The following is a 22,033-nucleotide window of genomic DNA, read 5'->3' as shown; positions in this document are numbered from 1 at the left end:
GATATTGGAGGCTGAAATATGATAAAACGTGCATTAATAAGTGTTTATAATAAAGAAGGCCTATTGGAATTGGCTGAATTTTTAAGAAATAAAGGGGTTGAGTTAATATCTACAGGAGGAACCTATAAGTATTTAGAGGAAAACAATGTACAGGTTACAGAAGTGTCAAAGATTACAGGTTTCGAGGAGATATTAGATGGCAGGGTAAAAACCCTTCATCCTGTTATACATTCAGGAATACTGGCTAAGAGAGACAATAAAGAACATATGGATACTATAGCCAAGAAAGATATTCTTCCTATAGATATGGTGGTAGTAAATTTGTATCCTTTTTTTGATAAAGTGTGTGATGATATTACTTTTGAAGAGAAGGTTGAATTTATAGATATAGGTGGGCCTACTATGATAAGGGCTGCAGCTAAAAATTTTAAAGATGTAATAGTAGTTACAGATGTAAATGATTATTCTAGATTAATTGAAGAAGTAGATTCTAAGGGAGATATATCATATAACTTTAGAAAAAAATTAGCCGGAAAGGTGTTTAATTTAATGTCTGCTTATGATGGGGCTATAAGTAATTTTCTTCTGGAAGAAGATTATCCTGAATATTTAAGCATCTCCTACAAAAAAAGAGATAATTTAAGGTATGGAGAAAACCCACATCAAAGTGCAGCTTATTATACCGATTCAGTAGGAACTTTTCCAATGAAAGATTTTACACAGCTTAATGGCAAGCAGCTCTCATATAACAACATAAAGGATATGGATATAGCGTGGAAAGTAGTAAATGAATTTGAAGAAGTATGTTGTGTGGCAGTTAAACACAATACTCCTTGTGGCGTAGCACTGGGAAAAGATTTATGTGAGGCTTATGTTAAGACATATGAATGTGATCCAACTTCAATTTTTGGAGGAATTATAGCTGTAAATAGAAAATTAGATGTAAAAACTGCAGAGGAAATATCTAAAATTTTTGTTGAAATAGTTATTGCACCAGATTTTGACGAAGAAGCTCTTAAAGTATTAATGGCAAAGAAAAATTTGAGAATAATTAAATGTGACGTAAAACCAACTAATAATTTTGAAATGACCAAGGTAGATGGAGGAATACTTGTACAGTCAGCCGATGATAAGCTAATAGAGGATATGAAAGTAGTTACTGAAAAGGAACCTTCAAAAGAAGAATTGGATAATTTGATATTTGGAATGAAAGTGTGTAAATATGTAAAATCAAATGCTATTGTAGTAGTTAAAGATCTTATGGCTAAAGGTATTGGAGGAGGCCAGGTGAATAGAATATGGCCTACTTGTCATGCGCTTGATAGGGCTGGAGATGGAGTAGTCCTTGCATCTGATGCATTTTTCCCATTTAATGATGTAGTTTGTGAAGCAGCAAAGTATGGAATAAAAGCAATAATCCAGCCAGGAGGTTCTGTAAGAGATAAAGACTCTATAGAAGAGTGTAATAAGAATGGCATTTCTATGGTGTTTACTGGAATAAGACATTTTAAACATTAAATTGAAGATTGTGAATTGTGCATTGGCAATTGAAAAAGGGGTGTATATTAGTGAAAGTACTTGTAATTGGTTCGGGAGGACGAGAACATGCTATCTGTTGGAAAATAGCACAGAACCCAAAAGTAGATAAAATATTCTGTGCTCCTGGAAATGGAGGAACCTATGCAGAAAATAAATGCACTAACATAGATATAACAGACATAGATGAACTGATGAATTTTGCATTAGAAGCAAAAATAGATTTAACTGTAGTAGGTCCTGAGAATCCACTTATAGAAGGTATAGTAGATAAATTTAGAAGTAAAGGATTGAATATATTTGGACCTACTTCAAAGGCTGCCCTGCTTGAGGGAAGTAAGATTTACTCCAAAGACTTCATGAAAAAATATGGAATTAAAACTGCAGAGTATGGCGTTTTTAACAATAAAGATGAGGCCTTAAAATATATTGAAAAATGTGAATATCCAGTAGTTATAAAGGCAGATGGATTGGCAGCCGGAAAAGGTGTTTCCATATGTAAAGATTATAATGAAGCTTGTTGTGTAATAAAGGATTTTATGGTAAAGGATATATTTAAAGGTGCAGGAAAAAATGTAGTTATTGAAGAATTTTTAGAAGGGGTAGAAGCTTCAATACTTTCAATAACAGATGGAAAATGTATTATTCCATTTATGTCTGCAAAGGATCATAAGCAAATTTATGATGGGGGCAAAGGTCCAAATACAGGAGGTATGGGGGCTATATCACCAAACCCTTACTGTAGTGAGGAAGTATTAAAAGACTTTGAACAAAATATAATGGCTGCTACATTAGACGGGATACAAAAGGAGAATTTAGATTATATAGGAATAATTTTTTTCGGTATTATGATAACTAAAAAGGGAATATACCTACTTGAATACAACGTAAGGATGGGAGATCCGGAAACTCAGGCTGTACTTCCTTTAATGAAAAGTGATCTGCTGGAACTTATACAGGCTTCTCTCAAAGGCGAGCTTGGTAAATTTGATTTGCAATGGGAAAATGGGGCCTGCTGTTGCGTGGTAGCGGCATCTAATGGTTATCCAGGAAAATATGATACTGGTCTTACCATAGAGGGTTTAAAAGAAGCAGGTAATGTTTTTGCGGCAGGAATTCAAATAAAGAATGGAGAATTTAATACATCTGGAGGAAGAGTTTTGGCTGCCTATGGACTGGGAAATGACTTAAATGAAGCAATTGAATTAGCTTACCATAACTTGAATAAAATAAGTTTCCAAGGAATGTATTTTAGAACTGATATAGGTCGGTAGGATGGTTTAAAAGCTAACTATTATGTTTGTAATAAAACATGGTGGTTAGCTTTATTTTATCCGGAGAACTGACTAATTTATATACAAAAGATTTCCATTTGTATTATGTATTTGTTAATTGTTAACCACCAGTTTATAAATATTATGTTACAAATCTGTTCATAATACTTTTTTTAGTGGAAATAATTTTAAAATAATAGTAAAATAGTACCTATATTATATGGAGGTATAGTTTGTTATGGGTAACTTAGAGAGTAAAGGTAGAAAAAAAAAGAAAAAGAAAAAAAGTTTTTTTAAATCACTTATTATATTTCTAGCATATGAACTAATAGTGGTTATTATTACTGCACCTGTACTGATATTTTATGGGCCCTTTAAGAATGTAAAGAGTCAGATAGTAGGTACGGCTATGGCAACTTTCAGCCATCAATATATAGCTACCATTTTTTTATCCCAAGATGAAATAACTAAAATACTTAATCAGGGGCAAAGTGGTGAAACTACCAGTGAGGAAAAGGAAAATCCAGGTAGTGTAAGTATAAGTCATGTAGGTGACAATAATATAAAGAGATACGATATAAATAACAGGAAATTTGATGGTTATATTCTTGAAATAAATGATCCAAAGAGGATAAAGGTTGGATATACTAGCAAATTGAAGGAGGTAGGAGAGAGAACCAGTGAAATAGCAGAGCGTAATGGGGCAGTGGCAGCTATAAATGGAGGTGGATTTACCGATAAAACCACCAGTGGTAAACTTTGGGTAGGAACAGGGGCATATCCAGAGGGAATTGTCATATCTGGGGGAAAACTCATATATAGTGATGTGTCTTCTAGGGAGAAAATAAATGTAACAGCGTTTACTTCAGATGGAAGGCTTATAGTAGGGGATCATACTCTGCAAGAACTACTGGATAAAAATGTAGTGGAGGCGATTTCATTTAGAAATTCTTTAATAATAAATGGAAAGACTGTATCAGTAGAAAATGAAGGGCTAAATCCTAGGACAGCTATAGGTCAGAAGGCAGACGGTACCATAGTAATGTTAGTTGTAGATGGAAGAAAGGGATTGAAGCCGGGGGCTTCTTTAAAAGAAATACAGAATATACTCCTTCAACAGGGTGTAGTTAATGCCAGCAATTTAGATGGAGGATCATCTACCACCATGTATTTAAATGGGGAAGTGATAAATGATCCCTGCGATTGGAATGGTGAGAGAACTGTAGCTACGGCATTGTATGTAAAACCATAGAGGAGAGTGTAATAAATGAAAAAGCTTAAGAGAATAATTATATGGACCTTGATTCCGGTGGTTATAGAATTAGCAGGTCTTCTATTTATGGATAAATTTTATTTTAATGATGAATTAAGTTTTAATATAAAAAAAGTAGATGTATCTTCAAAGCAGGAAGCAAATAAAATTAATGTGAAAGTTCCGGATGAGGCAAAGGATATAAAAATTTCTCACGATGGAAAGTATATATCCTACTATAATGGACAGTCTTTGATTGTAATTGATACATCAAATAATGATAAAAAAGAAGTAACTTTGGCTGACAGTAATGAATTATCATATTATACTTGGTTTTTGGATACTAATAATATACTTATAGCAGAAAAAGCTACTGAGGCAGGATCTAGTTATTTGAAATTTGAATCCTATGATCCCAAGAAAGATGTTAGTTATGCTGTAAAAAATGAAGAGAAAAATCAACAGTTATCTATATTACTTCCAGACAAGGAATATGAAGTTAAGTATATAGCCTTTTCCGGGGCAAGTAATGTGACCTACATAAGTTCAGGGAAAGAACAGGCAAGAAGTAGAATATACAGAGTAAATATTATGAATCAAATGAATCTGGTTAATTTTGTGAATTGTGAACTTGGAAATATAAAGGCTGTAAATACACAAAATGGTGATGAATTAGTTTATGAGGACAGAACTTATAATAGAATAAGAACAGGGAGAGGTGGGGTAATAGCTACAGGAGAGAATGCTAAGCATTACCTTCTAAACACAGATAAGGAAAATAATATTTATATAGGTAATGGCGACAATAATAAGGTAAATAAAATATTTGTAACAAACCTTAAATCCATTGGTACCAATTGGCAAACTCATACTTTGTCAGAGTATACTGATAAAAACAATGTATATATTACAAGAAATGGTAAAATATATATAAATGATCCTGACAATAGTCAAATTAAAGAGCTGTCCACATCTAAGGTTACAAAATATTCAGGAAAGTTAATATCAGTATACGATTATGGGGTAATCAGCCAAAATGGCAATAAAATAAAAAGCAGTTTATTTTAATTTAGATGTATTAAAATAATATAGTTTTCCATCTTCTATAGAATAGTCTATAAGTTTGTTATTATATAAAAAATTTATGAAGGCGCATATGCCGCTGAAATTTAAGTGATATTCATGAAAATCCAGGGATAACTCATTTAGTATGGTTATGTTTTCCATTATGTCCTCCCGGGTTAAAGGCTGCTCTAGAAGATCAAGAATTTCATCTTTGTATTTATATATGTTTTTTATATTAACATCTGCTAAATTATTTATTTCATCTTTAGTTAGTATTTTTTCAGAATGACTTATTACAAAATAGTCTGCATCAAGTTCTTTTATGATGTTTAAAGAAGCTAAGCTGTCTTCTATATTATATAAGTATGGAAAAGAATATTTATTTAATATTTCATTACTGAATATAGAATCACCAAGAAAGCAAACTTTTTCTTGAGTAATTATGCCTATATGATCTTTAGAATGTCCAGGTAGTGAAATTATATTGAACTTTTCATCATTTAACTTATTAATACCATAATCTAAAATGAAGTCTACATCCATAGGTTTATTGCCTTTGATAAATGCTTTTGAAGGATAACAAGATGAAAGTATAGAAGAAAAGAGGTCTGGATTCTGCATAAATAGAGTTTCACCTTTGGATGCATACACTAAACAGCCTGGATAAATTTTTTTAAAGTATAAATTACCACCACAGTGATCTGAGTGACTGTGGGTATTTATTATGTACTTGGGGTGGAGGTTATTTTCTAATAGTAAGTTTTCTATTTTTTTAGCTTCTCCATTATTTATACCAGTATCTATGATTAAACAGTTTCTGTTTTTAAAAGTAAATATTCCGCAGTTAGTTGGTCCATCTATATAATAAGTATTACCTTTAATTTTATTCAAAGTCACTTTATAACACTTCCTTGTATTGTTAATAAGATTAGTATATATTTAATCATAGCATATTTTATTATGTAATCAAGGCGATTATAATATAGATTTTGAAATTTTAATCTTGCCATGATATAATTTTTAATAGGTAATTTTACTGGCAGCAAAAATTTATACGGAGGTATTTTATATGGATTCAACCATGACAAATTTGTTGACCTTTCTAGGATTTATGGGTATTATTCAGGGACTGGGAATGAAATATAGTAAAACAGTGAGAGAGAAATTTAGACTGGATGCAGAAGGTGTAGATAAAAAATATATTAATTTTAAAGCGAATTTTCTTATTATACTAGGAGCTGTGATATTAATAACCCAATTTATTGCATATTATTATTCTCCAATGAGCGGTAACCTGGAGATAATGCTATCAAGTTTTTTACTCTTAGCTATTACCGTGGATTTTATGTATAAAAGATCCAGGAGGAAAAAGAATCAACAGAAAGCAAAAAAATAAATTTAAAATTATGATACATACTTTAAATGAGCAAAAGGGGTAATAAATTTGCTCATTTAAAGTTATACAAGAAATAAAGAATGTATCTATTATTTATCTAATAATTTGTTAAAGTTACTCCAAATTTGTGTTTTAACTTCTTCATAAGGAATATTTTTTATAAAGGCAATCCATTTTATTATATTCTTTACTTCATCAGGATATATGTATTTGTTATTTTCCTTTAAAGAAGTGGGGCCGTCTGTTTCAGTGAGAATTTTATCTAGAGGAAGTAATTTTACTATTTCATTAGTAAGGCTTGAATGCCCTATATCAATACTTATTGTAAAATAGCAGCCATAGTCTAAAAGTCTTCTTAGTATATCCAAATCTCCGCTGTACCAGTGAATAATTGGTGTTCTTAAATTGTATTTTTTTATGGTATGCAGTATTTCACTTTCAGCACCTTTTGTATGTATATTGGTAATCTTATTGTATTTTTTAGCTTTATCCGAGAAATATTCAAAAACTCTCTTCATATAAGGGTATTTTTCTTTTTCTAAAACCCAGTGATAATCAAGACCTATTTCTCCAATAATTGCGCATTCTTTTATATAATCGTCAAAGGTATCCAGATTTTCGTAGTTTTCATGAGCTTTCCAGGGATGAATGCCAAAGCAGGGTATTATATTTTTATTAGATATACTTAAATTTTTGGTAAAAATATAACTGTTTAAATCCATGGAACAACCTAATGTTTTAATATTGTTATTGTGTATTATGTTAAGCACCTCATTTAAGTTGGAACTATCTTTATAAAAGTCTAGATGGTTATGTGCATCAACAAACATTTTTTACCTCCGTATAAATTATTTATTTTCATAGGAATCTAATTTTTTAATTAAATTATGTCTTAATATATAATCTGAGTATTCTAATTGATTTAATACATTTTCTTTTTCTGTTTTAAGTATATCATTTTTTGTGATTTTGCTGTCTGTATTTATGTCATAATATGCATCATCTTGAGAGGAATAGTAATAATTCTTATCTACAAAAGATCCATTTCTAAATATAACACTTTGATTTTCAGCATTGAATAGATCTTTTCCCAGCATTTCTTTTTCAGGCAAGTCAAACAAATTGCATACAGTAGGATATATGTCCATTTGTCCAGCATAAACAGGATTTATACCTTTTACGGATTCATCAGGAAAATGGATAAACATAGGAACTTTTTGGAGTTTTTCCCATTCCACATCAGATTGAGAACTTTTATTTAAGTATTTAAAAAGTTGGGATTGTTTATCTTTTGGTATTGCATGGTGATCCCCATATAATATCACTACAGAATTTTTCAATATGCCTTCTTTATCTAATTCATCAAGAAACATTCCAAGTTGTTCATCTGTGTAATGTATAGCCTTTATGTAATTACCTATAAGAGTATCTTCAAAGTCACCTGTATCAAAATCCCCATACTTAGTCACATCGTCGAAGGGAAAATGACTTGTAAGTGTTATTAAAAAGGCATAGTATGGAGATTGCATTTTGCTTAGCTTATCTAAAGACTGGGTAAGAAAAGATTTATCACTTAATCCAAGTCCTATGGATTCATCCTGTTTATAGCTGCTTTCACCGTAAAAGGTGTCAAAACCAAATTTTTGATACATTATATTTCTATTCCAGAAATTCTCTCTAAATCCATGAAAGGCAGCAGTAGAATAGCCCCTGCTCTTAAAATCTTTAGGCATTGCATTATAATAGTTACTAGAATAAAGAAAATAAGCTGCCCCTGCTGAAGCAGGATATAGTGAGGTATTTGTCATAAACTCTGCATCAGAAGTTCCCCCAGCGGCTGTTTGATAGTAGAAGTTATTGAAGTATTCAGATCTTTTTATCCATCTATTCAAATTTGGAGTTATTTCCTGCCCATTAATAGAGCTATTTATAACAAAACTCTGCAGGGCCTCTACTTGAATCATTATTAGATTTTTGTTTTTAGCAATACCGTTTAAATTTTCATGGCTGGATTTATTTAATACCATAAAGCTGTGTATTTTATCTAATTTTTCTTTAGAAACAGGAACCAGCTTATTTATATTTGCAGAAATGGAGTTGTAAGCATCCAGACAGTTATAATTCAGTATACCTAATTTTCTTGCTATATAAACTTTATTATACATGGTACTTAAAAGTCTAGGTTGTTCTTTGGATAAGTTATAAAAACTTCTGTAATTTATTAAAAGCCCTAATAAAAGCAATATTGAAAACATTGACAGCCTAAAGCTTAAGGAAGGTTTTTGGCTGCATTTGGCTATATATCTATTGATAAAAGGAATTATAAATACAATATCAAAAAGATATAAAAAATCCTTAAAGCTAATCAAATTAGTTACGCTGGATTTTACTGCATTTAATTGAAATCCACTTATCAATACAGGTATAGATATAAGATCTTTGAAATATCTAAAATAAACAATATTACTAATTATAGTAATACTTATTATGATATTGCATAGGTATAAAAATCTGGCGCGGCCTTTATTTTTAAAAATAAAGGCTATGGAAGTAAAAATTAGCACGGAAGCAATAACTGGAATGAAGAGTTTGAAGGAAGATATGTAGCCGGTTTCTATATGCCTCCCGTATATTAAAATTTTAAGTGTTACAATAATTATAAAAAAAATTATGTCTATAAAGTCTAAAAGAGAAAATTTAAATTTATTCATGGCAATTACTCCTGTTTTATGTTTATATTCTATTATAATTATAATAAGATATCTAAAAATAAATGACAAGTTAAAGATAATAAGGATATTTTACATAATACTTACCATATGCTTTTCTAAAAATTTTTAAACACAATTATTAAAATAATATGTTAATAAAATGAAAGAATTTCTTATAGCTATTTACATAAATGCTATAGTGTAGCATAATATATTTGGTATAGGAAAGTTAAAAGTACAAGGAGGGGCATATTTGATGACGGAAAAAAATGATAATCAAGAACAACTCTCGGTAGATGAACAAGCTAAACAGCAGTTTCTAGAAGAACTTAAAAATAAAAATATGGAAGAAAAAAGAAAGTTAGAAGAATTTAAAAATCAACAAGAAAAAAATAAATCTGGAGATGAAGTAGAAAATATAGATGAAGACGAGATAGTTAATGCAGAAAAGGAAGAGAATGAATCTGGGAATGAGCTGGAAGATATAAATACAGATGATACTGCTGAGTTTGAGGAAGAAGAAAGTAACTTGGTAGATACTGTAGGGGATATAGATGAGAGTAAAGAAAATGAATTTAGAGATGAACTGGAAAATAATATAGAAGTTATGAATAAAAATGAGATAGTTAATGTTAATAAGGAGAAAAACTCCAAAGATAAAACTAATAAAATGAAAATTAGCTTTTTACCTAAAAAATTAAAAGCTTCTATTATAGACACAGTTATAACATCACTTGTTTCTTTAGGAATTCTATATTTATTTGATGCTATTTTAAGGGTCATTGGATACCAGGTGGTAGATATGAAAGGAATGTTTATAATAGTATTCATAATAATATTGATTTTATATCCTTTCATAATGAGTAAATGTAAATATAAGAAAACCATAGGTGAGAAATTTAGTGAAATACTAAAATAAGAAAGGGAAGATTAAGAATTGAGAAAGGGTAGTGAATATGAATTTTATATAGAAAAATTGCAATTTCCAGCTGTAGGAGTAGCTCAAAAAGATGGGATGACTGTATTTATAAAGAATACTCTTCCAGGCCAAAAAGTAAAAGCTAGAATTAATAAAAAGAAAAAAGACTACATAGAAGCCAAAGCAACAGAAATAATTGAAAATGTAGATTATGTAAGAGAAGTATTTTGCCCTCATTTCTACCTTTGTGGTGGATGTGTTTCTCAATTTATACCCTATAGTAAGCAAGTAGAGCTAAAAGAGCAGCAGGTTTTAGAACTCTTTCATTCTGCTGGTATTAAAGAATTTGAATTTTTAGGTATAGAAAGAAGTCCAGAAGAATTCGGATATAGAAATAAAATGGAATTTTCTTTTGGAGATGAGGAAAAAGATGGTGAACTGACCCTTGGCATGCATATGAAGGGAAAAGCATTCAGCATTATAAACGTAGATGAATGTAAAATAGTTGATGAAGATTTTACACTGGTATTAGATAAAGTTGTAAAATATTTTAGGACAAAAGCATTACCTTATTATAAGGTGAGAAGTCATAATGGCTATTTAAGAAACTTGGTACTGAGAAAAGGTAAAAATACAGCCGAACTGCTTATAAATATTGTAGCTACTTCTCAGATACAATTTGATTTTAGTGAAATTACTGAAATACTAAAAGATATGAAGTACAAGGGCAAATTATCAGGAATACTTCATACTATAAACGACAGTCTGTCAGATGTAGTCCAAATAGATAAACTAGAGATTTTATATGGTAATGATTATATTATGGAAGAAATCTTAGGACTAAAATTTAAAATATCTCCTAAAACCTTCTTTCAAACAAACTCTAAAGGAGCAGAAAAATTATACTGCATTGTTAAGGAATTTTTAGGTGATTGTTCTTCAAAGACAATATTTGATCTATACTGTGGTACGGGAACTATAGGGCAGATAGTGGCTTCTAACGCAAAAAAAGTAATAGGGGTAGAACTTGTAGAAGAAGCAGTGGAGTCAGCCAATGAAAATGCCCGTTTAAATAAAATAGAAAACTGTAAATTTATAGCTGGAGATGTGGCAAAAGTAATAGAAACTCTGGAGGATAAGCCTGATTTGATAATACTGGATCCTCCAAGACCTGGAATCCATCCTAAGGCATTAAAACAAATTATTGATTTTAATGTAAGTGAAATAATTTATGTATCCTGTAATCCCAAAACCTTAGTTCAGGATCTAAAGGTACTAATAGATGCTGGCTATGAAATAGACAAAGTAAAATTTATGGATATGTTTCCACATACACCCCACGTTGAGTGTGTGGTAAGGATATATAAAGCTTAGAACCGTTGGAAATACTCGGGTTTAGATGTGTTTAGATATGTTCCCCTACACAAGAAATATAATATGCCCTTGTGTAGGGGAACATTATGTTATTTCCCTACACAAGGCACGTTGGTGTAACTTCATTGTAGGATTTTATGTGGATGATGGGCAGTGGAGTGTGTACTACTGTATAATATAGAGTAGTACAATAAAGAAGCTAAGAGAAAGGCTAAGGTCGAAATGGTCACGGAAGTTTAGAAGATAGTTTCGGTATAAAAAAAAGCATTCAATTCTTATGTGAGTTGAGAGCTTTTTATTATGGGCAAATTTTCAAAAAGTATAGTATTTTAAAAATAAAAGTGCTATACTAAAACTGTAAAATTAAACACCAAAATATCAAGAGTTAGGGTAGAGATTTAGCTCAGTGATCCTATACCAACCTACATTAATGCAAGGTGGTTCAGCTAAAAGTTCGATAAGGAAGTGAAGAAATGGTGAATTGATATCTTCTTATCTTAGGGTAAGGAGATTTTTTGTTTTTGCAAAAATTTGAATCAAAATAAGGGAGTGGTTATATTGAATACATCAGGAGTTCAAAGAGGTTATATGGCAAAGAATATGAAGGCAGAAGAATTTATCAAAGTAGTAATAAATGCACTAAGTAGAGAATTTGAAAAGGAATTTAGATTGGAAATAATAAATGATAATGAATCCAGGATAATAGGATGATATTAGATAATTATAAAATTAAGATGAGTAAAGAATTTATAGAAAAGCATAAAACTCCTTATGGGGTGATAGGCTTTAGAGACATTTGAAAGACAAGGATTCAAGCTTGATAGAAATAGAAGCCAGTATATACAATATTGTTTCGGAATTTATGATGTAGTGAAATAAAGGATAGAAAAAGCATATTATCTGCTGGTGGATGCTTTTTTATTTCAAAGAACTTGAATTGATTTCCAATAAGCAATAAAATAATATTATGGAGAATAGTGTAGAATTTTATGGGGGAATGGATATGGGCAAGAAAGATCTATCTGAAAGAGATATTATTTCAAAATATATAACTCCTGCTATAGTAAATGCTGGTTGGGATTTAAAAAAGCAAATAAGAGAAGAAGTTACTTTTACTGATGGAAGAATTATTGTTAGGAAAAAGATTGTTACAAGAGGAGAAAGAAAAAGAGCAGATATTATTCTTTATTATAAGCCTAATATTCCTATTGCAATAATTGAAGCGAAGGATAATAAACATTCAATTGGAGCAGGTATTCAGCAGGCACTTGGTTATGCTAAGTCATTAGATGTACCTTTTGTTTATTCAAGTAATGGAGATGGTTTTTTAGAACATGACAGGACTGTTCAAAATGGAGTGTTGGAGAAAGAATTGACTTTAAACCAGTTTCCATCACCACAGAAGTTGTGGAATAGGTTCAAATCATGGAAAGACATAAATGATACTGAAGAACAGATTATAACTGAGGATTACTATTTTGATAAGGAGGGAAAAAGTCCAAGGTACTATCAGAGAGTTGCAATAAATAGAACTGTAGAAGCTATTGCAAAAGGGAAAGATAGAATACTTCTTGTTATGGCAACAGGGACAGGAAAGACATATACAGCCTTCCAAATAATATGGAGACTTTGGAAATCAAAAACTAAAAAGAGAATTTTATATTTAGCTGATAGAAATATATTAGTTGACCAAACAAGGCAAAATGATTTTAAACCTTTTGGTGAAGATATAATGACCAAGATAAATAGAAATAATGTAGATAAAGCACACCAAATTTATTTTGCATTATATCAAAGTCTTACAGGTGAGGATGAGAGAAAAAACATATACAAAGAATTTTCTAAAGGTTTCTTTGACCTTATTATTATAGATGAATGTCATAGAGGAAGTGCAAGAGAAGATTCAGCTTGGAGAGAAGTCCTTGATTATTTTGATTCAGCAACAAAAATTGGTCTTACAGCAACACCAAAGGAAACTAAGGATGTTTCAAATTTAGAATACTTTGGAGACCCAATTTATACTTATTCATTAAAACAAGGTATAGAAGATGGATTTCTAGCTCCATATAAGGTAATAAGAGTTCTTCTTGATAGAGATGTGGAAGGGTATAGACCTGAAAAAGGTAAGCGAGATAAAAATGGTTTTGAAATAGAAGATAGAGAATATAATATAAAGGATTTTGATAAAAATTTAGTTATAGAAAACAGAACACAGGTTATAGGGAAAAAAGTCTCAGATTATTTAAAAAAGAATAATTCAAGATTTGCTAAATCAATATTCTTCTGCGTGGATATTGAACATGCAGAAAGAATGAGACAGGTTCTTGTAAATGAAAATTCAGACCTTGTAGCACAAAATCCTAAATATGTTATGAGAATAACAGGAGATAATGATGAAGGCAAAGCAGAACTTGATAATTTTATTGACCCAGAATCAAAATATCCTGTTTTAGTGACGACAAGTAAACTTATGACTACAGGAGTAGATGCACAAACATGTCAGTTTATTGTATTGGATTCTAATATAAATAGTATGATTGAATTTAAACAAATAATAGGTCGTGGTACAAGAATTAAAGAAGCATATGGGAAACAGTATTTTACCATAATTGATTTTAGAGGAGTAACTAAACTTTTTGCAGACCCTTCTTTTGATGGTGAGCCAGTAGTTATAAAAACTACTTGTGATGATGACATACCAACAGAAGATGAAGAAACAGAAGGAGATGTTGGTGATAATAGTGAAGATGAAGGAAATTATACAACAGATACTTCATTTTCACCAGAAATAGTTGGTGGCGGAGATATTAATGAAAAACCCTCAAAATACTATGTTAATGATGTTTTAGTAAGAGTTCTTAATGAAAGGGTTTACTATTACGATAAAGATGGTAAACTTATTACTGAAACGTTAGTAGATTATACAAGGAAGAATGTAAAAAAAGAATTCAAGTCTCTGGGTGATTTTTTAAACAGGTGGAAAGAAGCTGACCGAAAGGAAGTTATAGTGGCAGAGCTTGAAAAAAACGGTGTTTTATTTGATGAACTTAAAGATGAAGTTGGAAAAGATTTAGATCCATTTGATTTGATATGTCATGTGGCTTTTGATACACCACCACTAACAAGAAAAGAGAGAGCTAATAATGTCAAGAAGAGAAATTATTTTACAAAGTATGGAGAAAGTGCAAGAGAAGTTTTAGAAGCACTTCTTAATAAATATGCAGATGAAGGTTTAGAAAATCTTGAAAGCATGGAAATATTAAAGATTCCAGACTTTAAAAAGTATGGTTCTCCACTAGAGATAGTAAAGAAATTCGGTGGTAAAGATAATTACTTAAATGCCATTAAGGAACTTGAAAAAGAAATATATACAGCATAATGAAAAGGAGATACTAAAGATGTCAGTTACAGCAATAGTTAAATCAGTACAAGATATAATGCGTCAAGATGCGGGGGTAGATGGAGATGCTCAAAGAATATCTCAGCTTGTTTGGATGTTATTTCTAAAAGTATTTGATGCAAAAGAGCAAGATTGGGAAGTTATGAGTAATGATTATGTTCCAATTATTCCAAAAGGTTTAAGATGGAGAGATTGGGCAGAAAATGATGAGGGAATCACAGGAGATGAACTTTTAGAATTTGTAAACAATAAGTTATTTAAAGAATTAAAAGAAATAACTGTAGATGAAAATAGTAACACAAAAACAATGATTGTAAAAGCACTATTTGAAGATTCCTATAACTATATGAAATCTGGAACTTTAATGAGACAAGTTATAAATAAGCTTAATGAAATAGATTTTACAACAGGAGAAGACAGACATTTATTCAATGATATATATGAAAGCATTCTAAAGGATTTGCAAAGTGCAGGAAACTCAGGAGAGTACTATACTCCAAGAGTAGTAACACAGTTTATGGTGGACATGGTTAATCCTATCTTAGGTGAAAAAGTCCTTGATTTTGCCTGTGGAACAGGAGGATTTCTTGTCTGTGCCTTAGAGCATTTAAGAAAACAAATAAAAAATGTTGAAGATGAAAGAATTCTTCAAGAATCCATAATTGGCATAGAGAAAAAACCACTCCCACATATGTTAGCAGTGACAAATTTAATACTACATGATATAGATGAACCAAAAATAAGACATGACAATTCCTTAACTAAAAATGTAAGAGATTATAAACCAAAGGACAAGGTTGACATAATCCTCACCAATCCTCCTTTTGGCGGCATAGAGGAAGATGGAGTTCAAGTAAACTTTCCTCAGCAATTTCAAACTAAAGAAACCGCAGACCTATTCATGGTACTACTTATGTATATGTTAAAAGATGAAGGTAGAGCAGCTATTGTGCTTCCAGATGGATTTTTATTTGGTGAAGGAGTTAAAACTACAATAAAAGCAAAGTTACTTGAGGAATTTAATTTACATACTATTGTAAGACTTCCTAATGGAGTGTTTGCACCATATACAGGAATAAATACAAATCTTCTATTTTTTGAAAAAGGTAAGCCAACAAAAGAAATCTGGTATTATAAACATCCACTACCTGAGAAATATAAAAATTATACAAAAACTAAACCAGTAAGAATTGAAGAATTTGATTTAGAAAAAAAGTGGTGGAATAACAGGGTAGAAAATGATTATGCTTGGAAAGTTAGTGTAGAAGATATTAAGAATAGAAATTATAATTTGGATATTAAAAACCCTAATATTTTAATCGAAGAAGAGTTTAAATCTTCATTACAGATTATAGATGTGTTAGAAAATAGTATGCAAAAATCTATAACAATATTAGAAAAATTGAAGGAGATGATAAATCAATGATACAGTTATCGTTTCCTACCCAAAAATTAAAAAAATATATAACAAGAATAAATATAAAACTGAAAGACACTGATTATAAGCAAGATGATTTAACGGTTTATGGAGTAACTAATAAGGAAGGTATAACGATAACAGGTAATCAAGCAAGTGATGATTTAAGTAATTATTTAATATTAAAAGAAAATGAATTTGCGTATAATCCTTATAGAGTGAATGTGGGTTCTTTGGGATTAGCACCAAAAAAATTTATTGGATTAGTTAGTCCAGCATACATTGTTTTTAAAACAACTGAAAAGTTAAATGCAGAATTTCTTTATTATTATTTAAAAAGTTCTTTAGGACTTAATCTGATTAAATGGTATGGGGATAGAGGTGGAGTTAGGTCTGCATTAAGATATAATGATTTATGTGAAATAGATATTCCAGGTTTATCTTTAGAACAACAAATTATACTCTTAAATAAAATGAAATTGATAAACGTAGAGTTAGGTGAATTTAATAATGAAATAATTTATCAAGAAGAGAAAATTTTTAAACTTCGTCAATCCATCCTTCAAGAAGCAGTTCAAGGTAAACTTGTACCACAAGACCCAAATGATGAATCAGCGAGTGTGCTTTTGCAGAAAATAAAAGAGGAAAAGAAAAAACTTATAAAAGAGAGGAAACTGAAAAAAGAAGAGCCACTGCCACCTATTACGGAAGATGGAATTCCTTTTGAGTTGCCTAAGGGATGGGGATGGGTAAGATTAGGGGAAGTGACATCAATCTTGAGGGGTTCTTCTCCAAGACCTAAAGGAGATAGACGATACTTTTCAGAAGCTGAAACAAGCTATCATTGGATAACAATAAGTGATATAACAAATTTTTCGAAAGGTAATATTTTATACAAAACACGAGAATATTTAACATTAGAAGGTTCTTTAAAAAGCACTTATGTAAGGAATAATGAGATAATTATCGCTGTAAGTGGTTCAACAGCAGGGAAAAGTTGCATAACAGGTATAGACGGATATATTTACGATGGATTAGGAGTAATTAGATTGTTTTCTAAGGGAATCCATGAAAAATATTTAGAGTTATTTATCAAACAGCTCTATATTTTTATTAATAATTCTAAAGTGGGTAGTGCTTTTCCAAATATAAATACCGATAAATTAAAAAAGATTATGTTTCCATTACCTCCATTAAATGAGCAAAAACTTATAATACAAAAAGTGAATCAGCTTATGTCATTATGTAATGAACTTGAAAAAAATATGGAACAATCTAGAAGAGATAGCGAACTTCTAATGCAGGCACTTTTACAGCAAGCATTTAAAGATACTGGTGAAGCAGATGTTGAAATATCACTTGGAGAATTTATAAAGCAGAAAAGAAAAGATAAAGGTATAACAGTAACAGATATGTTAAAATTACTTGAAGGTGTAAAATCATCTGAATATACAAAGATTGAAGAGGGGCTTGTGAAGCCAGAAAAAGTAATTGTCGAAAAAATAGCTGAAGTGCTAAAACTTTCAGAGATAGAAATGAAATCATTTAAAAAATTAAAAATTAAAGCTAACATGGATGAGTATTCGGGTTTAGACCATGAGTTTCAAATAGCCGCGAGAAGGGTAAAGAAGAATTAAATAGTATGTAGAGGTATCAAAGATGACTTATAAAGATAGTATTTTTCCATATCGTAGTAAGGATAAGCTTGAAGAAATAGCAGAAAACCATTTGGAGGCATATAATTCGAGTTTAATTAGAATACCAAGCCAAACAATGATTAATGATTTTATAGAAAGACATCTGAAACTTGAGTTGAAGTTTTTACCTATTTCTCAGGATGGAGAAACATTAGGATATATGGTTTTTAAGCCAGCCAAAATCATAATCTACAATGCTTCTAAAAGTACCAAAAAGTACTTAAATATTTCTGAACCATCTGTTGTAGTTGACAGTGAATTAAGTGATAATAATAAAGAAATAGGTAGGTTTCGATTTACTTGTGCTCATGAGGCTTCACATTGGATTTTACATAGAGATGTTTTTTTACAAGATTTATATAAACCAGTAATATCAGATTCAGAAGACATATTTAATGAAAAGTCCAATGGAGATTGTCAAGATAATATTGCAAATGATAAAAGAATGGAGTGGCAGGCAAATTATTTAGGTGGTGCATTATTAATGCCTAAAAAAACTTTTACAAAAGAATTTTTAAATACATTAGTTCTAATTGGAATTAATAATAAAACATATTTATATAGGGATTCTCAGTTGTGGAATATTAGCAATTATAGATGTGTGATTAGTAAACTTACAAGTGTTTTTAATGTATCTAAAGAGGCCACTCGAATAAGATTACTCCAATTAAATTTACTGAGGGAAGAGGAGCCCTAAATAAATGGCAGACATTAAATTTGGAATCAGAGAAACAACTTGAGTTCTTCTAGAATCAAGAAAAGGCTAGAAGAAAGAATTAAATCTAATTTCTTGGAATGGAAGAGAACCAAAATATGATTTAAGAGATTGAGATTTGGAACATAAGAAGATGGGTAGAGCAGTAACACCTACTGTAGAAGAATTGAAGAAGCTTAGAGATTTATTAAATGGTATGAATTTATAGGTGAAAAAACATCAGGAGCGTTATTACTAAATTCATGGAGGCTGGAGCAATATGAAGTTTAATGAAATTTTGAATAGAATTACAGGATTAAGCTGTCCCATATTTGGAATCTCATGGAATCCACAGGAAACTGAACGAAGTGTTGCTAAAAAAATAATTATTTATCTGGAAGTAAAAAGAGTGTTATATGTGCCAAGTGAAATGGAAGTGCCATCACATTGCGTTGATTCAGTAATCGAAATCAGAAATTTTCTTACTAGTGAAATGCCTAATATTAATAAAAAATCACACTTGTATGCTTATGTATCTGCAATGCGTAAATCTTGCAATAAATTTCTTTCTAAATGCGATGAAAGAAATGAAGATATAATCGTACATGGTGGAGAGTGGGGACATTGGGCAAGTTGGACGTTTGCATCTGCTTTAGGAGAAATGAGGGGTACATTTGGCTCGATGATTACTCAAATAGCATCAGCATATGGACTTGACGTTGAAGAGGAACTTGCAACAATCATTCCAGAATAGTGGGTACTATATATGATAAAATAGCGAAAAGACTTACTTTATATGTAGAAAAACCGGAGAAACTTAAAGGTATGATTAATAGGACGGAGTTGTAAATAAGAGGTGTTAGATAAAGAATTATTGATGAATTTAATTCAAAGTGGATATGAATCTGATTTTTTAGATTTTAAAGCTAAACAATATAATAAAGATAAATACTCTGATTTAATAAAGGATATAATGTCAATGGCAAATGCTCATTATGAAGGGGATAAATACATAGTTATTGGAATAAAATATAATCCCAGTGGGGATAAGGATGTAATAGGAATATCTGATGAACAATTTGTGGATGTATCTGTATATCAGCAAATAATTATGGATAATATTGAGCCTGAAATAAAATTTGATTATATTCCTTTTGGGTATGAAAGCAAACTTATTGGAATTTTTAAAATATATGGACAAAATAATGAAAGGCCTTATATGGTAAAAAAGCAAAAACAGGGTTTGCATATTGGACAATGTTATATAAGAAAAGGTGCTAATAATGTTAATGCGGTTAGAAATGATTTTGATATTTTTTATTCGTTAAAAGAGAGATTCGAATTGAGATTTATGCAAGAAGTCTTATCGGCAGAGTATCCTAATGAAGGATGTGCAAGAATAAGCATTACTATGAGAAATTATACAAAATTACCAATTGTAATTATATCTGGAGAATTAATAGTGTTCAACTGTAATGGACAACAGCTAACTAGACATCTTGTTTATGGATTTGATGATAAAATTATTGGAGCTGATTTTAAATTAAATTTTACTCCGATGGAAGAAAAATTTGGTGAATTATTTGTAGGATTTTCATCAACAGATTGTTCAAAACTTGGCTTGAGTGAATATGGGATAACTGATGAAAGATTTATATTTCAGTTAAAATTATATGATACAAATGAAAATGAGTATAGAACTATAATCGAGGATGGGTTTGTTTTTGCAAAAGGAGATTTTTTATGGAAGGTACAATTAAAAGCAAAAAAAGAGAATGATAATAACAGAAAATTTTCCTTAAAAAAAATGTTTAGTAAATAGAGTTCAGCACCAGTTACATTAGTATCTGGTGTTTTTTTAAAAATTCTTCAGGAATATTTGACAAAATATATTACATATGATACTATAATTTCATGTTATGCCTATTTAAAACAATTTTTATTGTAGTTAATTGCAATATAAAGATTAATGTTGTAGTAAATCCTACAATCTACATAGAAAATAGGCTGGAAATTTATATTATATATAACAACTAAATAATGATAATTATGGCTCTTACTTTCAGTCTGTTTTCTATGTTAAAAGATTGAAAGGAGAACTACTTATGGGAATATATTTTAATTCCGTTAATTTGATACAAAGCCATAAGCCCCGCATAAAGTGAAGGGTTTATTGTGGTTTCACAAATTTTGTATTGAGTTAGCGGAATTTTTTGTTTTGTATGAAAATCCAGATAATTAGAAATTGATTAAACGTAATAAAGATAAAATTAAATGGGGGATTTACAATTATGAAAAAATTTAGTGTGTCCAGGACTGTTAAAAAACTAATGAAAGATATACAAGGAAATAGAATTCTTTTTAATCATCCAATGCAAAGAAAAGAAGAGCAGTGGACAGATGAACAAAAAGATTTACTAATACACAGCTTATTGAGTGATTATCCTATACCACCTATATATGCAATTGATGCAATTGAAGAAGGCAGTGATTATTCAATATTAGACGGTAAACAGAGACTCACAGTCCTGGCAAGCTATGTAAAAGATGAATGGAGTTTGGGTGATAATGTTCCAGAGGTAAATATTAATGGGGTTGAATACAACATTGGTGGTTTAAGGTTTTCTGAATTACCTGAAGATGTAAAACAAGAATTAGAAGATGTAAATTTATTAATGTATATATTTAAAGATTGTACGGATGACGAAATAGAGGAAATATTTTATAGGCTAAACAATGGAACAGCGTTAACTAAAGATCAAAAAACGAGAGTAAGACTGGGAAAGGACTTAATAGATTTTGTTGACGAAGTTCTTAAATTAGAGTTTTTTAAGGAAAAGGCATCTTTCTCAAAAGCCCAACTTAGAAAGTCCGAGGATCAAAGCTGTGTATTGCAAACCTTGATGCTTACAACGGGTTATAAGTTTGTTAAGTTTGGAAATGAGGATGTTTTAAAATTTGTGCAATCATATAGAAAAACTTATAAAGAAGAGGAATTAGAATTATGTAAAAATTTATTTGTTAAATTGAATAATGCATTTAAGGAAAAAAACAAATTGATTAAAAAGATAAACATACCAATGTTTGCTATGGCCTTAAAGACATCAGAAGATTCACAAATTCCATTTGACAAATTTACAGAATGGGCTAACTACATTATAAAAAATTATAATACCAAATGGAAATATGCTTCCTATTGTAACCGTAATACAACCAATAAAGAAAAGGTAAATAAAAGATTGGAGCTAATGTGTGAAAGCTTAATTAAGTATGAAACAAAGGGGGAACTAAATTGAGT

General features: G+C 30.3%; 18 protein-coding genes and 1 pseudogene. 16 read left to right on the top strand and 3 right to left on the bottom strand.

The window, feature by feature from the left end; translation table 11 throughout:
• The first annotated feature begins 18 nt into the window (after positions 1 to 18).
• The 4 genes from purH to ACJDU8_RS04640 all read left to right on the top strand — a co-directional run bounded on the left by purH (position 19) and on the right by ACJDU8_RS04640 (position 5,130).
• Positions 19 to 1,518 carry a bifunctional phosphoribosylaminoimidazolecarboxamide formyltransferase/IMP cyclohydrolase gene (purH, locus tag ACJDU8_RS04655; protein ID WP_406790989.1) on the top strand — a complete coding sequence of 500 codons (1,500 nt, stop codon included), beginning with the start codon at positions 19 to 21 and terminating at the stop codon, positions 1,516 to 1,518.
• 50 nt (positions 1,519 to 1,568) lie between these two features.
• Positions 1,569 to 2,810, top strand: a complete 1,242-nt coding sequence (gene purD / locus ACJDU8_RS04650; RefSeq protein ID WP_406790988.1) for a phosphoribosylamine--glycine ligase — start codon at positions 1,569 to 1,571, stop codon at positions 2,808 to 2,810.
• Positions 2,811 to 3,048: 238 nt separating this feature from the next.
• Complete coding sequence (locus ACJDU8_RS04645; RefSeq protein WP_406790987.1) at positions 3,049 to 4,062, top strand: phosphodiester glycosidase family protein; 1,014 nt, start codon at positions 3,049 to 3,051, stop codon at positions 4,060 to 4,062.
• A 15-nt stretch (positions 4,063 to 4,077) separates the two neighbouring features.
• Positions 4,078 to 5,130, top strand: a complete 1,053-nt coding sequence (locus tag ACJDU8_RS04640; RefSeq protein WP_406790986.1) for an NHL repeat-containing protein — start codon at positions 4,078 to 4,080, stop codon at positions 5,128 to 5,130.
• On the opposite strand, the gene ACJDU8_RS04635 is transcribed toward ACJDU8_RS04640, so the two are convergent.
• The gene (locus ACJDU8_RS04635; RefSeq protein ID WP_406790985.1) at positions 5,122 to 6,024 is read right to left on the bottom strand and encodes an MBL fold metallo-hydrolase; all 903 of its coding nucleotides are present in this window, start codon (positions 6,022 to 6,024) and stop codon (positions 5,122 to 5,124) included. The genes ACJDU8_RS04640 and ACJDU8_RS04635 overlap by 9 nt on opposite strands.
• Positions 6,025 to 6,196: 172 nt before the next feature.
• On the opposite strand from ACJDU8_RS04635, the gene ACJDU8_RS04630 reads away from it, so the two are divergent.
• Positions 6,197 to 6,523 carry a hypothetical protein gene (locus ACJDU8_RS04630; RefSeq protein ID WP_406790984.1) on the top strand — a complete coding sequence of 109 codons (327 nt, stop codon included), beginning with the start codon at positions 6,197 to 6,199 and terminating at the stop codon, positions 6,521 to 6,523.
• 89 nt (positions 6,524 to 6,612) lie between these two features.
• Here the strand turns inward: ACJDU8_RS04630 and ACJDU8_RS04625 are convergent, their stop codons facing one another.
• Positions 6,613 to 7,353: a TatD family hydrolase gene (locus ACJDU8_RS04625; protein ID WP_406790983.1), complete on the bottom strand. Its 741-nt coding sequence runs from the start codon at positions 7,351 to 7,353 to the stop codon at positions 6,613 to 6,615.
• An 18-nt stretch (positions 7,354 to 7,371) separates the two neighbouring features.
• Positions 7,372 to 9,234, bottom strand: a complete 1,863-nt coding sequence (locus tag ACJDU8_RS04620) for an LTA synthase family protein (protein ID WP_406790982.1) — start codon at positions 9,232 to 9,234, stop codon at positions 7,372 to 7,374.
• Positions 9,235 to 9,490: 256 nt separating this feature from the next.
• On the opposite strand from ACJDU8_RS04620, the gene ACJDU8_RS04615 reads away from it, so the two are divergent.
• From ACJDU8_RS04615 to ACJDU8_RS04565, 11 genes and pseudogenes are all read left to right on the top strand, one after another.
• Complete coding sequence (locus ACJDU8_RS04615; RefSeq protein WP_406791106.1) at positions 9,491 to 10,153, top strand: hypothetical protein; 663 nt, start codon at positions 9,491 to 9,493, stop codon at positions 10,151 to 10,153.
• Between the two features lie 18 nt (positions 10,154 to 10,171).
• Complete coding sequence (gene rlmD, locus ACJDU8_RS04610) at positions 10,172 to 11,527, top strand: 23S rRNA (uracil(1939)-C(5))-methyltransferase RlmD (protein ID WP_406790981.1); 1,356 nt, start codon at positions 10,172 to 10,174, stop codon at positions 11,525 to 11,527.
• A gap of 558 nt (positions 11,528 to 12,085) precedes the next feature.
• Positions 12,086 to 12,238 (top strand): hypothetical protein, encoded by a 153-nt coding sequence (locus ACJDU8_RS04605; RefSeq protein WP_406790980.1) that lies wholly within the window; start codon positions 12,086 to 12,088, stop codon positions 12,236 to 12,238.
• A 292-nt stretch (positions 12,239 to 12,530) separates the two neighbouring features.
• Positions 12,531 to 14,906 carry an EcoAI/FtnUII family type I restriction enzme subunit R gene (gene hsdR / locus ACJDU8_RS04600; protein WP_406790979.1) on the top strand — a complete coding sequence of 792 codons (2,376 nt, stop codon included), beginning with the start codon at positions 12,531 to 12,533 and terminating at the stop codon, positions 14,904 to 14,906.
• A gap of 19 nt (positions 14,907 to 14,925) precedes the next feature.
• Positions 14,926 to 16,353: a class I SAM-dependent DNA methyltransferase gene (locus ACJDU8_RS04595; RefSeq protein ID WP_406790978.1), complete on the top strand. Its 1,428-nt coding sequence runs from the start codon at positions 14,926 to 14,928 to the stop codon at positions 16,351 to 16,353.
• Positions 16,350 to 17,981 (top strand): restriction endonuclease subunit S, encoded by a 1,632-nt coding sequence (locus ACJDU8_RS04590; RefSeq protein WP_406790977.1) that lies wholly within the window; start codon positions 16,350 to 16,352, stop codon positions 17,979 to 17,981. Before ACJDU8_RS04595 ends, ACJDU8_RS04590 begins: the two co-directional genes overlap by 4 nt.
• A gap of 22 nt (positions 17,982 to 18,003) precedes the next feature.
• The gene (locus tag ACJDU8_RS04585; protein ID WP_406790976.1) at positions 18,004 to 18,738 is read left to right on the top strand and encodes an ImmA/IrrE family metallo-endopeptidase; all 735 of its coding nucleotides are present in this window, start codon (positions 18,004 to 18,006) and stop codon (positions 18,736 to 18,738) included.
• Positions 18,739 to 18,742: 4 nt separating this feature from the next.
• Positions 18,743 to 18,964 (top strand): annotated as a pseudogene (locus tag ACJDU8_RS04580) (YdbC family protein).
• Positions 18,965 to 19,015: 51 nt separating this feature from the next.
• On the top strand, positions 19,016 to 19,489 hold the full coding sequence (locus tag ACJDU8_RS04575; protein ID WP_406790975.1) for a DUF6650 family protein: 474 nt from the start codon (positions 19,016 to 19,018) through the stop codon (positions 19,487 to 19,489).
• 102 nt (positions 19,490 to 19,591) lie between these two features.
• Positions 19,592 to 20,557: an AlbA family DNA-binding domain-containing protein gene (locus ACJDU8_RS04570; protein WP_406790974.1), complete on the top strand. Its 966-nt coding sequence runs from the start codon at positions 19,592 to 19,594 to the stop codon at positions 20,555 to 20,557.
• 469 nt (positions 20,558 to 21,026) lie between these two features.
• Positions 21,027 to 22,031, top strand: coding sequence for a DUF262 domain-containing protein (locus ACJDU8_RS04565; protein WP_406790973.1), 1,005 nt, complete (start codon positions 21,027 to 21,029; stop codon positions 22,029 to 22,031).
• Positions 22,032 to 22,033: the final 2 nt, after the last annotated feature.

Source organism: Candidatus Clostridium eludens, assembly GCF_045310515.1.
In the GTDB taxonomy this organism is placed as follows: Bacteria; Bacillota; Clostridia; order Clostridiales; family Clostridiaceae; genus Clostridium_B; species Clostridium_B eludens.
This window is presented reverse-complemented; position numbering and strand designations above follow the sequence as displayed.

Excerpts from the sequence above, each read along its gene's own strand:
- ACJDU8_RS04595 (WP_406790978.1), top strand. The coding sequence starts at position 14,926 with ATGTCAGTTACAGCAATAGTTAAATCAGTACAAGATATAATGCGTCAA.
- ACJDU8_RS04640 (WP_406790986.1), top strand. The coding sequence starts at position 4,078 with ATGAAAAAGCTTAAGAGAATAATTATATGGACCTTGATTCCGGTGGTT.
- ACJDU8_RS04645 (WP_406790987.1), top strand. The coding sequence starts at position 3,049 with ATGGGTAACTTAGAGAGTAAAGGTAGAAAAAAAAAGAAAAAGAAAAAA.
- ACJDU8_RS04630 (WP_406790984.1), top strand. The coding sequence starts at position 6,197 with ATGGATTCAACCATGACAAATTTGTTGACCTTTCTAGGATTTATGGGT.
- ACJDU8_RS04615 (WP_406791106.1), top strand. The coding sequence starts at position 9,491 with ATGACGGAAAAAAATGATAATCAAGAACAACTCTCGGTAGATGAACAA.
- ACJDU8_RS04585 (WP_406790976.1), top strand. The coding sequence starts at position 18,004 with ATGACTTATAAAGATAGTATTTTTCCATATCGTAGTAAGGATAAGCTT.
- hsdR (WP_406790979.1), top strand. The coding sequence starts at position 12,531 with ATGGGCAAGAAAGATCTATCTGAAAGAGATATTATTTCAAAATATATA.
- ACJDU8_RS04575 (WP_406790975.1), top strand. The coding sequence starts at position 19,016 with ATGAAGTTTAATGAAATTTTGAATAGAATTACAGGATTAAGCTGTCCC.
- ACJDU8_RS04590 (WP_406790977.1), top strand. The coding sequence starts at position 16,350 with ATGATACAGTTATCGTTTCCTACCCAAAAATTAAAAAAATATATAACA.
- purH (WP_406790989.1), top strand. The coding sequence starts at position 19 with ATGATAAAACGTGCATTAATAAGTGTTTATAATAAAGAAGGCCTATTG.
- ACJDU8_RS04565 (WP_406790973.1), top strand. The coding sequence starts at position 21,027 with ATGAAAAAATTTAGTGTGTCCAGGACTGTTAAAAAACTAATGAAAGAT.
- ACJDU8_RS04625 (WP_406790983.1), bottom strand. The coding sequence starts at position 7,353 with ATGTTTGTTGATGCACATAACCATCTAGACTTTTATAAAGATAGTTCC.
- ACJDU8_RS04620 (WP_406790982.1), bottom strand. The coding sequence starts at position 9,234 with ATGAATAAATTTAAATTTTCTCTTTTAGACTTTATAGACATAATTTTT.